Consider the following 13,588-nt stretch of genomic DNA (forward strand, 5'->3'; position numbering starts at 1 on the left):
TGATCCTTGATTGAGCGAAGACAGCCGTGCCGGGGATCAACCCCAGGACGGCACGCTGACGGCAGGTGCGGGCTCAGCGTCGACTGGCGCGTGGAAGGTGCGCAGATAACCGCTGAAGGATTCGATCGCGTCGGGGCCGACGAACACCTGGTTGTAGCCAGCCGCGATCAACGGCTGGTGAGCGGCGAGGGTGTCATCCTCGGAGGTGGTCAGCTTGCCGCCGATCACGCAGGGCAGGTGCGGGTGTTTCTGACGCACCTGGCGAATCAGCTCGAGGCCTTGGGAATACCCGTGGCCATTGACGCTGCTGACCACCAGCAATTGGCTGCGGCGCTGTTCCAGCGCGCTGAGCACGGCGTCGATCGGGGTGCAGCTGCCGAGGTTTTTCACGTTGAAACCATGCTCGGCGAGCCACAGTTGCAGATACACCAGGTTCCACATGTGCGAGTCGGATTCGACAGTGGCGAGCAAGCAGTGCGGCAGGGCTTTCATTGAGACGCCTCCATGGCGAGCGACGGACCACCGAGGGCCAGCTGAAAGCGCCGGGTGGTCAGGATGAACAGCAGAGTGCCGGGCACGGTCAGCACCACGGCCAGTACCAGAATCAGTACCTGCGCGCCGTACACGTGACCGACGCTGGCGGTCAGCAAGCCGCCCAGCGGATAGGACAGCAGGTTGACCAGGTAAAACGGCCCCATGACCTTGCCCAGGTGGGCTCTGTCGATCGCTTTGATGCGCTGGGTACGGTTGAACACGTTGAACAACGCGCAACCGGCCATCGCCAGCAGGAAGCTCAGGGCATACAGCAACACGCCGTTGGCCACGCCCATGCAGATCAGGCCCAGACACAGCAGGGCGAAGCCCAGCGCACCGAGGCGATAGATCGACATGCGCGCCAACAGCCGCGGTACCAGAATGAAATTCAGCAGACCGAGGGCGCCGGCCCCGGCATTCATCAGGCCGAACACGCCATCGGCGGCACTGAACACCCCGCTGATGACGAAGGCGTTGGCGCTCAGCACCGCGGCAAAGGCCAGGTTGATGGTGAAATTCAGCGCGGCCAGCGACAGCACCGGCGGATTACCCAGCAGCAGGCGCCAGCCGAGGGCCAGATCGTGCAACACGCTGCCCGGGCCGCTGGCGGGCGTTCGTGCGGTGGGCAGACCGCGCCAGAACAGCGCCGCGGCAAACAGCGCCATGGCCGCCAGGCCCAGCAGCCAGCGTTTGTCGGCGTACATCGCCAGGCCGGCAGCGAGCGCCGGGCCGAGCGCCATGGCCAGCAGCTCCATGTTCTGCACCAGCGACTGACAGTGCGCGAGGCGCTCCGGGCCGGCGATCAGCGGGACACTTTTTTCCACCGCCATGCGCACCGGCGCCATCAGCACCGAAAGCACGATGCCGTTGCCGATCAACGCCCAGATCATCCACTGCGGTTGATACCAGCAGATCCACACGGTGATGCCCAGGCTCAGCCCGCGCGCCGTATTGGCTGCGCGAAACAGCAGGCGGCCGCCAAAGCGGTCGGCCAGCAACCCGGCGAACGGATAGGCAATCAGTGCCGGCAACCATTCCAGGGCAAACGCGACACCGGAATAGCGCACGTTGCCAGTCAGCTGATAAATCATCAACGGCACGGCGAACAGCACGGTCTGCTCTGCCAGCAAGGCACACAGCAGTCCGCCAGCGAACCAGCGGATGGCGCTGCGACGGGCATCGACGGTGGCCTCAGGCATGATCGCGATCCCAGACCATTTCCAGTTCGCGCAGATAAGGCAGCACGTACTTGCAGAAACGGCGCATTTCGTCGCGTGTTGGCCAGCCGGAGAAAATGAATTCGCTGACACCGACTTTCTTGTACTCGAAGAGGTATTCGGCCACTTCCTGATAACTGCCGACCACGCACAATGCCGGGCCGCCGCGATAAGCCACCGCGCCCGACCAGAGCATCGGCGACAGCCAGTCGTGCTGTGCCTTCTCCGCCAGGCGGAACGACGTCTTGACCGCCTCCGAATCGCAGCGCCCGACAAATTCGCGCACCCATTCACGATGCTGTTCGTCGGGGTTCTCCATCATGCTCTCGACCGCCGCCAGCGCTTCTTCGCGGGTTTCGCGAGCGAGGATGTGCATGCGGATCCCTACCGCGCAGCCCGACTCCAGTACCGTGCGGCTGGCTTCGGCAATGCCTTCGGGGGTATCGCCATAACGTAGCCAGCAATCACTGTGCTGGATGGCGATCTGCTGGGCGATGTCCGAGGCACCGCTGAGATAAATGCGCGGCCGCTCGGCGTCTTTGAAGGGCAGGCCCAACTGGGCTTTTTCGATGCGGTAGTGGGCGCCGTGATAGGTCAGCGGTGATTCGCCGTTCCAGAACCGGTGCAGAATGTCGAGGAACTCGCCAGTGCGCTCGTAGCGCCCGTCATGGGCGACGAAATCGCCATAGTAGGCTTGCTCGTCCGGCGAAATACCGGCCACCAGGTTGAGCGAAATGCGCTTGTCGGACATCCACGACACGGTGTTGACGATCTGCGTGAACAGCGTCGGCGGCACCAGGCCGGGACGGTAGGCGAGGATGAATTTGACCCGCTCGGTTTCACGCACCAGCGCACCGATCATCGGCAACGGATCGGGCATGTGATAGCTGATGCCCATCAGCAGCGAGTCGATGCCCAGCTCATCGGCTTCCTGGGCAAAGTCTACGATGCCGGCAAAGTCGAGCGCGCCGGTGTTGTATTTTTCCGAGGCCTTTTGCTGACCGCTGTCCAGCGGTGAGCACCAGTGAATGCGCAGTGGTGCAGACATTGTGTTTCTCCATGGCACAGCCTGCCGCCGCCGGAGCGGGGGCAGGCGTGGTGAATCAAGTCCGGATCAGAACAGGAAGCTGGTACCGACGGTGCGGTCGAACAGCGCGACGTCACGGATACGCCGCTTGCCGCAGATGAACTTGAGCAGACGCTCGATGCCCAGGCCGCCGCCGGCGCTCGGGTGCAGCAGGCCACGGCGGGCGACTTCCAGGTAGTTGGCGAACGGTTGCAGGTCCATCGACAGTTCGTTCATGCGGTAGACGATCTGCTCGTATTCGAACTCGCGCTCTGCGCCCGACAGGGCCTCGCCGTAGCCATCGGGATAGATCAGGTCATAGTTGTTGTAGGCACCGCGCTTGCCCGGGGTTTCGCGGTCGTAGAACTCGCGGCGGTAGTTGGTGACGAAGAACGGCGTGTGGGCCTTGGCCGACATGATCTTCTCGAAGTCGTCGCCATGTTCGGCGCGCAGCTCGTCGGAGCTGTAGATCGGGAATGCCGTGGCGAAGTGCGGCAGCTGGCGGCCCAGTTGTGCCAGCTCAGCGGCGCAATGCTGGCTGACTTCACTGAACACATGCTTGATCAGGCCTTCGATCAGGGTCATGACCTGGTGCATGTCACCGTCGCGGATTTCGAAGTCGAACTGCGAGAACTCCAGCAGGTGGTTCTCGGAATCCTTGATCTCCGGCTTCTCCAGGCGAATGTTCGGCGCAACGATGAAAATCTTCTCGTGGCCCTTGGCGGTCAATGCCAGCTGTTTGTGGAAGATCATGCTCGCCGTCAGTTTCAGGCGTCGTTCTTCGTACTGGATCTCGGCCGGATACACCGCGTGATTCAGTGGATCGGTGATCGGCGACATCAGGATCGGCATCAGCTGTTTGAAGTCGCGTTCCAGCAGATATTGTTGCAATGCCTGAAGGACGCGGCCGCGGATGATGGCAATGGACTCTATGTCCGGATTAGCAAAATCGGCGAAGTTACGGGTAATTTCTTCCATGATTGGCCAAATATTCAGGGAGTTAGGGAGGCCCTGATTATTGTTTAATCGATGGAAAACTCAATGTACAGATTTCCGCTAAAAAGCAGCACAGAGCCGCGGTTTGGTTGTCCGACGACGCTTTTGCATAGACGATATCGCGCTGCTGAAATTGATCAGGTGGCGCGCCAGTGGGCAGGGTCGTACCGACCGCGTCAGCCGCGCCATTCTCCAATTCGTCTATTCAGAGTTCGCCCATGACTAGCTCGCGACCCCATCAGTTTTCCAGGTCTGACTACAAGACGCTGGGCCTTGCCGCCCTTGGCGGCGCCCTGGAAATCTACGACTTCATCATCTTCGTGTTTTTTGCGCTGACCCTCAGCCAGCTGTTCTTTCCGCCAGAAATGCCGGAATGGCTGCGGCTGTTGCAGAGCTTCGGCATTTTCGTCACCGGTTATCTGGCGCGGCCGCTGGGCGGGATCCTGATGGCGCATTTCGCCGATCAGTTGGGGCGCAAGCGGGTATTCAGCCTGAGCATCCTGATGATGGCATTGCCTTGTCTGCTGATCGGCATCATGCCGACCTACGAACAGATCGGTTATTTCGCGCCGTTGCTGCTGCTGGTTCTGCGGGTGCTGCAAGGTGCCGCCGTCGGCGGCGAGGTGCCGAGCGCCTGGGTGTTCGTGGCCGAGCACGCCCCCGCGGGGCATCGCGGCTATGCCCTGGGGTTTCTCCAGGCCGGGCTGACCTTCGGCTATTTGCTGGGCGCGCTGACGGCCACCTTGCTGGCGCAGGTGTTTACGCCGGCGGAAATTCTCGCCTACGCGTGGCGCCTGCCGTTTTTGCTCGGCGGTGTGTTCGGCGTGATCGGCGTCTGGCTGCGGCGCTGGCTGAGCGAAACGCCGGTGTTCATGGCCCTGCAGGCGCGCCGCGAGGCCGATGCCGAATTGCCGTTGCGCACCGTGCTGCGTGAGCATCGGCGGATGCTGCTGCCGGCGTTCATCATGACCTGCGTGCTGACGTCGGCTGTGGTGGTACTGGTGGTGATCACGCCGACCGTCATGCAAAAGAGCTTCGGCATGACCCCCAGCCATACCTTTGGCTTGAGCAGCCTGGGCATCGTCTTCCTCAACATCGGCTGCGTGATCGCCGGGTTGGTCGTCGACCGCATCGGGGCCTGGCGCACGGTCAAGCTGTACAGCGTCTTGCTGCCGGTCGGCATCGCCCTGTTGTATGGCTGCCTGATCAGCGGCGGCAACTGGCTGGGGCTGGCCTACGCACTGGCGGGCCTGAGCTGCGGCGTGGTTGGCGCAGTGCCTTCGGTGATGGTCAGCCTGTTTCCGGCACACATCCGCGTCTCCGGCATTTCCTTTACCTACAACATTGCCTATGCCCTGTGGGCAAGCACCACGCCGCTCTTGCTGATCGCGCTGATGCCGTGGAGCCCCTGGGTGTGCGTGGCGTACTGCGTGGTCATGGGCGCTGTGGGGGTCGGCTGTGCCAGCTGGTTTGGCGGGCGCGAGCCTGCCCGGGCAGCACAGGCCCTGGTCCCGGAGCGTTGAGGTAAACGATGCAGAGTGCGCACCATGGATTTGGCACGGATGGCTACTGGATGATGGAATTACACGAATTACCGGCGACACAACTGCTGGCCTTGTTCGCCAGTCGCGAGTTGTCACCGCTGGAGTATTACGACCACCTGTTGGCCCACATCGAACGCTGGGAGCCGAGCATCGGTGCGCTTTACGCGTTCGATCCCCAGCGCGTGCGCGAGCAGGCGCGTGCCTCCAGCGAACGCTGGAGCAAAGGCGCGCCGCACGGCTGGCTCGACGGCGTGCCCGTGACGCTCAAGGAACTGATCGCCACCCAGGGCGACTGCATTCCTCAGGGCTCGCGCGCCACCCACCTGATTGCCGCGACCGAAGACGCCCCTCCCGCCGCGCGAATGCGCGAGAGTGGCGCAATCATCCTGGGCAAAACCACGGTACCGGACTTCGGCATGCTGTCGTCGGGGCTGTCGAGTTTCCATGGCATCACGCGCAACCCGTGGGACGTGACCTGCAACCCGGGCGGCTCGAGTTCCGGTGCGGCGGCCGCCGCGGCAGCCGGGTATGGCCCGCTGCATGTCGGTACCGACATCGGCGGATCGGTGCGGCTGCCGGCGGGCTGGTGCGGGCTGGTAGGTTTCAAGCCCACCCTCGGACGCATCCCCATTGATCCGTACTACACCGGCCGCTGTGCCGGGCCGATGACCCGCACGGTGGACGATTGCGCCTTGATGATGGGGTACCTGGCGCAACCGGATGCCCGTGATGCGACCAGTCTGGCGGCCCAACCGCTGGACTGGAACCTGCAGCCACCGTCGATGCAGGGGGTGAAAATCGGCCTGATGCTCGACCCCGGCTGCGGTTTCCAGCCCGACAATGAAGTGTGTGACGCGGTGCGCCAGGCTGCGCGGCTGTTCGAGGCCAACGGCGCGCAGGTGTCCTTGATCGGGCCGGTGATGGATCGGCGTCTGCTCGATGGTCTCGACGATTTCTGGCGGGCCCGGCAGCTGTCGCAGTTGCAGGCCCTGAGTCCGGAGCAGCGCGCCGGGGTCTTGCCGTACATCGAGCAATGGGCCGCGCCGGCGGCAAAGATGAGTGCGGTGCAAGCGGTCGAGGGTTTCAACCAGACCTTCGAGATTCGTCGCCGCTGCGCGGCCGTATTCAACGACCTCGACCTGGTGCTGTCACCGACCAATCAGGTCAGCAGCTTTCCCGCCGAGTGGCCGTCACCGGGCAACGATCCGCGCCAGCCTTTCGAACACATTGTGTTTACGGTGCCGTGGAACATGGGCGAGCAACCGGCCTTGTCGATCAACTGCGGTTTCACCACGCAGGGCATGCCGATCGGCCTGCAGATGATTGCGCCTCGCTTCGGCGATCAGTGGTTGTTGAAGTGCGCCAAGGCTTACGAAAACTGGCGCGGTCCGATCAAACACTGGCCGTCTGCGCCCCCGCGCTGATTCCCGATGGTTGTGGTGTACCGCGCAGGCGTCAGGCGCGGCAGCGGTGCACCTTATCTTTGCAGGCACACTCCGATGAAATCACATGTACGTCGCGCGACAGTCGCGATGCTGGCCGTCGTCGCCCATCCGACCTGGGCCGCCGATGCGGTGGCGCCGCAGGATCAGGCCAGCGGATTGCTGGAAGGCAGCCACCTGAACCTGAATCTGCGCCACTACTATTCCAATCAGCACACCCAGCGCAGCACGCATCTGGTGATCAAGAAAAACGCTGTTGCCCAGCCGACCCGCGAGCGGATCACCTGGGCGCAGACCGGCATGCTCAACTACACCTCCGGCTTCACCCAGGGCTGGCTGGGGGTGGGTGTCGATGCCTCGTTGTTCAGCGCTGTCATGCTCGAGCGCGGTCACGGCGCGGTCGCCAACGGTGGCGATCGTGTGCTGGTCGACAGCGATGGCGACGCCCTGCCGACCTGGAGTCGTCTGGGCGTGGGCGATATCAAGCTGCGGGTATCGAGCAGCGAACTCAAGGCCGGGCGCATGCTCACGGAAAACCCGATCCTGCGCTACAAGGACAACCGCGCCTTGCCGTCGACGTTCCAGGGCGTGGCGATCAACAGCAACGAACTCGACTGGCTGGCGCTGCAGGCGGGCAGCTTCGAGCGCGCGATCCCGCGTACCGGCAGCGGCAGCGAGCGTCTGACCACGACGTTTGGCAATCGCGCCTACAGCGGCTCGCGCATCAGCTATGCCGGTGGCACTGCCAAGGCGCCGGCGGGGCTGACGCTCAGCGCCTATGGCTCGCGCTTCGAAGACATGTGGCAACAGTATTATCTGGGCGCGACCCACCAGGTCGGCGATCGCGCGGACGTGGCGCTGAAAACCAGTCTCAACTACTACCGCACCCGCGATCAGGGCGAACAGCGCCTGGGGTTCATCGACAACGACGCCTACAGTCTGGCGGTGACCGCCGCCCACGGTGCCCATGGCCTGACAGCGGCGTGGCAGCAGGTGTTCGGCGATGAATACTTCGACTATGTGTGGGAGTCCACCGGCAACTACATGGCCAACTCGCTGTACTCGGACTACAACGGCCCTAACGAAAAGTCCTGGCAGCTGCGCTACGACCTCGACCTGGCGCCCTACGGCGTCCCGGGCCTGACCGCCAGCCTCTGGCACGCCAAAGGCTGGGGCATCGACGGCACGCACTACAGCGGCGATCGCGACGGGCACAACACCGGCTACAACGTGCGCGGCCTGGACGGCGCCAAACACAACGAAAACGGCTTGATGGTCGCTTATGTCGTGCAGTCCGGGACGCTGAAAAACACGGTGTTGCGCAGCATCGTCTATAACCACCGGGCGAGTGGCGGGCAGATCGACGGCAGCTACGATGAATTCCGCCTGGTGGCGAACGTGCCGTTCAACGCGTTTTGAATCGGCGGCGAGTTTTTTTTGCGCCGGTTAACCCGGACTGAGGGGGCGCTCCGTCTCAAAGGATGAATGGATCATTTTCATCCCGAGGTCAGCCCCCATGTCCCGTCCCCTGTCTGTACTGCGCCCCGTTGCTGTCGGTGTGTTGCTGGTTGTCGCCGGTTGCGGTGTGTCTTCCAAGCCGGAACCGGCAGCCGTGCCGGTGCCGGTTCAACCCCAAGCCTCGATCCAGCAGGAATCGCGGGTAGCCGACGGCGCGATGGCCAAGCGCAGTGCGCGTCCGCCAGCCATCGCCGGTTTTGCTGCGCCGCCGGCCCCGGAAAGTTATCCACAGGGCTATCGCGACGAACCGCGCGAACAGTACGCCGACCTTGCCGACAACCCGATCCACAGCGTTGCCGAAGCCCCGGTCTCGACGTTCAGCGCCGACGTCGACACGGGCGCTTACGCCAACGTCCGGCGTTTGCTGAATCAGGGCCGGCTGCCACCACAAGGCGCGGTCCGCCTCGAGGAAATGGTCAATTACTTCCCCTACGACTACGCGCTGCCCACTGACGGCTCGCCGTTTGGCGTGACCAGCGAACTGGCCGCGTCACCGTGGAACCCGCATACCCGCCTGTTGCGCATCGGCATCAAGGCTTCCGACCGCGCGGTGATGGAGCTGGCGCCGGCCAATCTGGTGTTCCTGGTGGATGTGTCCGGCTCGATGGATCGCCGCGAAGGCCTGCCGCTGGTCAAAAGCACGCTGAAGCTGCTGGTCGACCAATTGCGCGAGCAGGTTCGGGTTTCGCTGGTGGTGTATGCCGGGGAATCGCGGGTGGTGCTTGAGCCGACTTCCGGACGGGAAAAGGCGAAAATTCGCACGGCCATCGAGCAATTGACGGCAGGCGGCTCGACTGCTGGCGCTTCAGGCATCGAACTGGCCTATCAAATGGCGCAGCAGGCGTTTATCCACAATGGCATCAATCGCATCCTGCTGGCCACTGACGGTGACTTCAATGTCGGCATCAGCGACTTCGACAGCCTCAAGCAACTGGCTGTGGATAAACGCAAGAGCGGCATTTCCTTGACCACCCTCGGTTTCGGTGTGGATAACTATAATGAGCGCCTGATGGAGCAGCTCGCCGACGCCGGCGATGGCAACTACGCCTACATCGACAATCTGCGCGAGGCGCGCAAGGTGCTGGTCGACCAACTCGGCTCGACCCTCGCGGTGGTGGCGAAAAACGTCAAGTTGCAGGTGGAATTCAATCCGGCGCAGGTCAGTGAATATCGTCTGCTCGGCTACGAAAACCGCGCGCTCAAGCGTGATGATTTCAGCAATGACAAGGTCGATGCCGGCGAAATCGGCGCGGGGCATACCGTGACCGCCCTGTATGAAATTGTCCCTGCCGGCGAGAAAGGCTGGCTGGAACCGCTGCGCTACGCCAGATCGGCGGCGGCTGTTGCGGCGAAGAGCGGAGAATTGGCGATGCTGCGTGTGCGTTATCAACAGCCCGCAGGTGGGAAAAGTCTGTTGATCGAGCGGCCGATCAGTGCTCGGGTCACGCCGCCCAGCGAGGACCTGCGGTTCGCTGCTGCCGTTGCCGCGTTCGCCCAGCAACTCAAGGACGCGCGCTACACCGCTGATTTCAGCCTCGAGGATACGGCGGCCCTGGCCCGTGGCGCCCGTGGCGATGATCGCTTTGGCCTGCGCAACGAATTCGTGCAACTGGTACAACTGACCGAGAGCCTGCGTAGTAGCAGCGCCGCCAACACACCTGCCACTGAACGACGGGTTGAATAGTGAGCCGCTTGCAAGGCTTTATCAGCCAGCTGTTTACCGCCACCGACAAGCTTGAGGCCAGCAGCGACGAATCGCTGCTGGGCCGTTATCGAACCGGTGACCGAACGGCGTTCGAAATCCTCTACGCCCGCCATCGGCATGGGCTGTACCGGTTTCTGCTCGGATTGAGCGGCCAGGCGGAGCTGGCCGATGAAGTCTTTCAGGACACCTGGTTGAGCTTGATCCGCAGCGGCAGTCAGCCACAAGGTCGGGCGACATTTCGCACGTGGCTGTTCCAGATTGCCCGCAATCGCCTGATCGATCACTGGCGTAAACATGGCGTCCGCCAGCCGCTGTACGAGCATTATGATGAACAGCTTCACGCCGTCAGTGACGATGCGAGCGACCCCGAGCAGTTGCTCAGCCTCAGTCGCGACAGCCTGCGTCTGGACAGCGCCCTGCAAACCTTGCCCGCCGACCAGCGCGAAGTGTTCCTGCTGCGTGCCCATGGCGATCTCGACCTGGCGCAAATCGCCAGCCTTACTGACACACCGCTGGAAACCGTGAAGAGCCGTCTGCGCTATGCCCAGCAAAAACTGCGGCGGCTGCTGGCCGAGGAGGTACTGACATGACTGACGCCCGCCAGACACCCGAAGAGCAACTGCTCACGCATTATCGTCAGCAACAGCAGGGCGAGCCGCCGGCGCATCTCGACGCGTTCATTCTGGATGCCGCACGCCGTCAGGCCCCGCTTGCGCAACCCGGGCGCTGGCAACGCTGGCTCCAGGCCTGGCAGAAACCGCGCTGGCAGGTCGCGTTTGCCAGCCTGGTCGGTGTCGCGTTGATGCTGGCGCTGGTGCAACGCCCACCTGAGCCGCCTGCGCCGTTCGACTTCGCCCCGGCCGCCAGACCCGCCGCGCCGCTGGCCAGACAGCCCGCGACCCAGGCGCGCTCGCTTGCCGCCCCGGCGCCCGCGCCGATGGCGGAAATGGCCGCGCCGCTGCAAAGCGAAGCGCTGGGTGCAGACGTAGCCGAGCAGGCCAAAGCGAGCAAACGCGCGCCTGCTGCACCCAATGGTCTCGACGAGCAGCTGCGCGAAGTCCTGCGCCTGCGGGAGTCGGGCCAGGGGCAAGCCGCCGACAGCCTGTTCAACAACCTGCACAAGCGCTACCCGAACGTGGATCTCGACCGGCGCCTGGAAAAAATACGCCAGAACTGACCGGCTGAACCTCCCGCCATTTGGCATTGCCCGGCAAAAACGCGCACTATCGGGGCATTGCCGATGCGCTGGAGAACACCGTGGCACCAAAAATCGACCGCATCGCCCAACTCCTCAACTGCCCGGAAAAGGGCGAAGAGATGCGGCGTGCGATTACCGAAACGCGTAAGGAGTTTCTGCTCAACCAGCCGGAAGAAGATGTGCTTGAGGAAGACGACATCTTTGAGGAGGAGGTCGAGGAGGAAGAAGATGACGACTACGACGAGTTTGACTGGACCACGGAGTGATCCGCCGACAGGCTGCCCGCGAGCCACAAAAAAGCCCCTGACCTTGCGGCCAGGGGCTTTTTCATTACTGTTCATGGCGCACCAGGCGGGATTCGAACCCACGACCCCTGCCTTCGGAGGGCAGTACTCTATCCAGCTGAGCTACTGGTGCAGCGGGCGACATCATACCTAGGTCGGCTCGGGGCGTCCATGCTGGTTTTTCCCGGGTAATTGTCAGTGAGCATGTCAGCTGCATGCCTGCATTCCATAAGGCGGTAACGTCCTGAAAAACGATCTTTTGGCGCTTCGGCGGGGGTGATCTATGGTTTCCCTGCGTCGGGTTGTTGGCGACTCGAGGTCTTCACGCCCAGGTCGGGCAGGGCATGGAGCCGGTTTGCGCGTTGATCTGAAAAACGTCGCAAACGCTGGGTTTTTGTTCTTTTTTTCGAACGGCCTATTGTCCTTTAACCCCTTTGAACCTAGGATTCGTTTGAGATTTCAAACGCTCCTTGTCTGGGTGCTGAACCGCACGCGTTTCGAGTCGTGCGCTATTTATGTGCTTCAGCCCGGTGAATGATTTCCCTGACGGCAGCCTCGCGAGGCGCCTTTCTACAATCATAATTTGCTCCGCTTCACTCAGCGGTGCTGTTAAGGAAAGCCGACATGCAGCTTAAAGACACCCAGTTGTTCCGCCAGCAAGCCTTCATCGATGGCGCTTGGGTCGACGCGGACAACGGTCAGACGATCAAGGTCAACAACCCGGCAACGGGCGAAATTCTCGGTACCGTGCCGAAGATGGGTGCTGCCGAAACTCGCCGTGCCATCGAAGCCGCCGACAAGGCGCTGCCGGCCTGGCGTGCACTGACCGCCAAGGAACGCGCGGGCAAATTGCGTCGCTGGTTCGAACTGATGATCGAAAACCAGGACGACCTGGCGCGCCTGATGACCCTCGAGCAGGGCAAGCCGCTGGCCGAAGCCAAGGGCGAAATCGTCTACGCCGCTTCGTTCATCGAGTGGTTCGCCGAAGAAGCCAAGCGCATCTACGGTGACGTGATCCCGGGCCACCAGCCGGACAAGCGCCTGATCGTGATCAAGCAGCCGATCGGCGTGACCGCAGCGATCACCCCGTGGAACTTCCCGGCGGCGATGATCACCCGTAAAGCCGGCCCTGCGCTGGCCGCCGGTTGCACCATGGTGCTCAAGCCGGCTTCGCAAACCCCATTCTCCGCCTTTGCTCTGGCTGAGCTGGCTCAGCGCGCCGGCATCCCTAAAGGCGTGTTCAGCGTGGTTTCCGGCAGCGCCGGCGACATCGGCAGCGAGCTGACCAGCAACCCGATCGTGCGCAAACTGTCCTTCACCGGTTCCACCGAAATCGGCCGTCAGCTGATGTCGGAATGCGCCAAGGACATCAAGAAAGTCTCGCTGGAACTGGGCGGCAACGCACCGTTCATCGTGTTCGACGACGCCGACCTGGATAAGGCCGTCGAAGGCGCGATCATTTCCAAGTACCGCAACAACGGCCAGACCTGCGTCTGCGCCAACCGCCTGTACATCCAGGATTCGGTCTATGACGCCTTCGCCGAGAAGCTGAAAGTGGCCGTGGCCAAGCTGAAGATCGGCAACGGTCTGGAAGAAGGCACCACCACCGGTCCGCTGATCGACGAAAAGGCCGTGGCCAAGGTGCAAGAGCACATTGCTGACGCTGTAGCCAAAGGCGCTACCGTGCTGGCCGGTGGCAAACCGATGGAAGGCAACTTCTTCGAGCCGACCATCCTCACCAACGTGCCGAAAGATGCCGCTGTCGCCAAGGAAGAAACCTTCGGCCCGCTGGCGCCGCTGTTCCGCTTCAAAGACGAAGCCGAAGTGATCGCGATGTCCAACGACACCGAATTCGGCCTGGCCTCGTACTTCTATGCGCGTGACCTCGGCCGCGTGTTCCGTGTCGCTGAAGCGCTGGAATACGGCATGGTTGGCGTCAACACCGGGCTGATCTCCAACGAAGTCGCGCCGTTCGGCGGCATCAAGGCCTCGGGCCTGGGCCGTGAAGGCTCCAAGTACGGCATCGAGGATTACCTGGAAATCAAATACCTCTGCCTGGGCATCTAAGCCCGGCAAGAGCTCGC

General features: G+C 62.7%; 12 protein-coding genes and 1 tRNA gene. 8 read left to right on the plus strand and 5 right to left on the minus strand.

Annotation, left to right across the window (positions count from 1 at the left end; all coding sequences use genetic code 11):
• Positions 1–36: 36 nt before the first annotated feature.
• The 4 genes from QRN70_RS19310 to QRN70_RS19325 all read right to left on the minus strand — a co-directional run bounded on the left by QRN70_RS19310 (position 37) and on the right by QRN70_RS19325 (position 3,795).
• Positions 37–492, minus strand: coding sequence for a cobalamin B12-binding domain-containing protein (locus QRN70_RS19310; protein WP_285419521.1), 456 nt, complete (start codon positions 490–492; stop codon positions 37–39).
• The gene (locus QRN70_RS19315) at positions 489–1,733 is read right to left on the minus strand and encodes an MFS transporter (protein ID WP_285419522.1); all 1,245 of its coding nucleotides are present in this window, start codon (positions 1,731–1,733) and stop codon (positions 489–491) included. The genes QRN70_RS19310 and QRN70_RS19315 overlap by 4 nt, the downstream gene beginning before the upstream one ends.
• The gene (locus QRN70_RS19320) at positions 1,726–2,799 is read right to left on the minus strand and encodes an LLM class flavin-dependent oxidoreductase (protein ID WP_285419523.1); all 1,074 of its coding nucleotides are present in this window, start codon (positions 2,797–2,799) and stop codon (positions 1,726–1,728) included. Before QRN70_RS19320 ends, QRN70_RS19315 begins: the two co-directional genes overlap by 8 nt.
• A gap of 66 nt (positions 2,800–2,865) precedes the next feature.
• Entirely contained in the window at positions 2,866–3,795 is a 930-nt protein-coding gene (locus QRN70_RS19325; RefSeq protein ID WP_285419524.1) for an asparagine synthetase A, read from the minus strand.
• Positions 3,796–4,031: 236 nt separating this feature from the next.
• Here QRN70_RS19325 and QRN70_RS19330 point away from each other — a divergent pair, with 236 nt between their 5' ends.
• The 7 genes from QRN70_RS19330 to QRN70_RS19360 all read left to right on the plus strand — a co-directional run bounded on the left by QRN70_RS19330 (position 4,032) and on the right by QRN70_RS19360 (position 11,486).
• Positions 4,032–5,336, plus strand: coding sequence for an MFS transporter (locus QRN70_RS19330; protein WP_285419525.1), 1,305 nt, complete (start codon positions 4,032–4,034; stop codon positions 5,334–5,336).
• Positions 5,337–5,386: 50 nt separating this feature from the next.
• Positions 5,387–6,781, plus strand: a complete 1,395-nt coding sequence (locus QRN70_RS19335; RefSeq protein WP_285419526.1) for an amidase — start codon at positions 5,387–5,389, stop codon at positions 6,779–6,781.
• 108 nt (positions 6,782–6,889) lie between these two features.
• The gene (locus tag QRN70_RS19340) at positions 6,890–8,218 is read left to right on the plus strand and encodes an OprD family outer membrane porin (RefSeq protein WP_285419979.1); all 1,329 of its coding nucleotides are present in this window, start codon (positions 6,890–6,892) and stop codon (positions 8,216–8,218) included.
• A 97-nt stretch (positions 8,219–8,315) separates the two neighbouring features.
• On the plus strand, positions 8,316–10,001 hold the full coding sequence (locus QRN70_RS19345; protein WP_285419527.1) for a vWA domain-containing protein: 1,686 nt from the start codon (positions 8,316–8,318) through the stop codon (positions 9,999–10,001).
• A 29-nt stretch (positions 10,002–10,030) separates the two neighbouring features.
• Entirely contained in the window at positions 10,031–10,612 is a 582-nt protein-coding gene (locus tag QRN70_RS19350; RefSeq protein ID WP_285419980.1) for an RNA polymerase sigma factor, read from the plus strand.
• The gene (locus QRN70_RS19355; RefSeq protein WP_285419528.1) at positions 10,609–11,199 is read left to right on the plus strand and encodes a hypothetical protein; all 591 of its coding nucleotides are present in this window, start codon (positions 10,609–10,611) and stop codon (positions 11,197–11,199) included. The genes QRN70_RS19350 and QRN70_RS19355 overlap by 4 nt, the downstream gene beginning before the upstream one ends.
• 20 nt (positions 11,200–11,219) lie before the next feature.
• Positions 11,220–11,486, plus strand: a complete 267-nt coding sequence (locus QRN70_RS19360) for a hypothetical protein (RefSeq protein WP_285419529.1) — start codon at positions 11,220–11,222, stop codon at positions 11,484–11,486.
• A 74-nt stretch (positions 11,487–11,560) separates the two neighbouring features.
• Here the strand turns inward: QRN70_RS19360 and QRN70_RS19365 are convergent.
• A tRNA-Arg gene (locus tag QRN70_RS19365) sits at positions 11,561–11,637 on the minus strand.
• 491 nt (positions 11,638–12,128) lie between these two features.
• On the opposite strand from QRN70_RS19365, the gene gabD reads away from it, so the two are divergent.
• Entirely contained in the window at positions 12,129–13,571 is a 1,443-nt protein-coding gene (gabD, locus tag QRN70_RS19370; protein WP_007963502.1) for an NADP-dependent succinate-semialdehyde dehydrogenase, read from the plus strand.
• Positions 13,572–13,588: the final 17 nt, after the last annotated feature.

Origin of the sequence: Pseudomonas sp. efr-133-TYG-5 (assembly GCF_030209175.1) — a bacterium.
Classification (GTDB): Bacteria; Pseudomonadota; Gammaproteobacteria; order Pseudomonadales; family Pseudomonadaceae; genus Aquipseudomonas.

Excerpts from the sequence above, each read along its gene's own strand:
- QRN70_RS19315 (WP_285419522.1), bottom strand. The coding sequence starts at position 1,733 with ATGCCTGAGGCCACCGTCGATGCCCGTCGCAGCGCCATCCGCTGGTTC.
- QRN70_RS19325 (WP_285419524.1), bottom strand. The coding sequence starts at position 3,795 with ATGGAAGAAATTACCCGTAACTTCGCCGATTTTGCTAATCCGGACATA.
- QRN70_RS19345 (WP_285419527.1), top strand. The coding sequence starts at position 8,316 with ATGTCCCGTCCCCTGTCTGTACTGCGCCCCGTTGCTGTCGGTGTGTTG.
- QRN70_RS19320 (WP_285419523.1), bottom strand. The coding sequence starts at position 2,799 with ATGTCTGCACCACTGCGCATTCACTGGTGCTCACCGCTGGACAGCGGT.
- QRN70_RS19340 (WP_285419979.1), top strand. The coding sequence starts at position 6,890 with ATGCTGGCCGTCGTCGCCCATCCGACCTGGGCCGCCGATGCGGTGGCG.
- QRN70_RS19335 (WP_285419526.1), top strand. The coding sequence starts at position 5,387 with ATGATGGAATTACACGAATTACCGGCGACACAACTGCTGGCCTTGTTC.
- QRN70_RS19310 (WP_285419521.1), bottom strand. The coding sequence starts at position 492 with ATGAAAGCCCTGCCGCACTGCTTGCTCGCCACTGTCGAATCCGACTCG.
- QRN70_RS19355 (WP_285419528.1), top strand. The coding sequence starts at position 10,609 with ATGACTGACGCCCGCCAGACACCCGAAGAGCAACTGCTCACGCATTAT.
- QRN70_RS19330 (WP_285419525.1), top strand. The coding sequence starts at position 4,032 with ATGACTAGCTCGCGACCCCATCAGTTTTCCAGGTCTGACTACAAGACG.
- gabD (WP_007963502.1), top strand. The coding sequence starts at position 12,129 with ATGCAGCTTAAAGACACCCAGTTGTTCCGCCAGCAAGCCTTCATCGAT.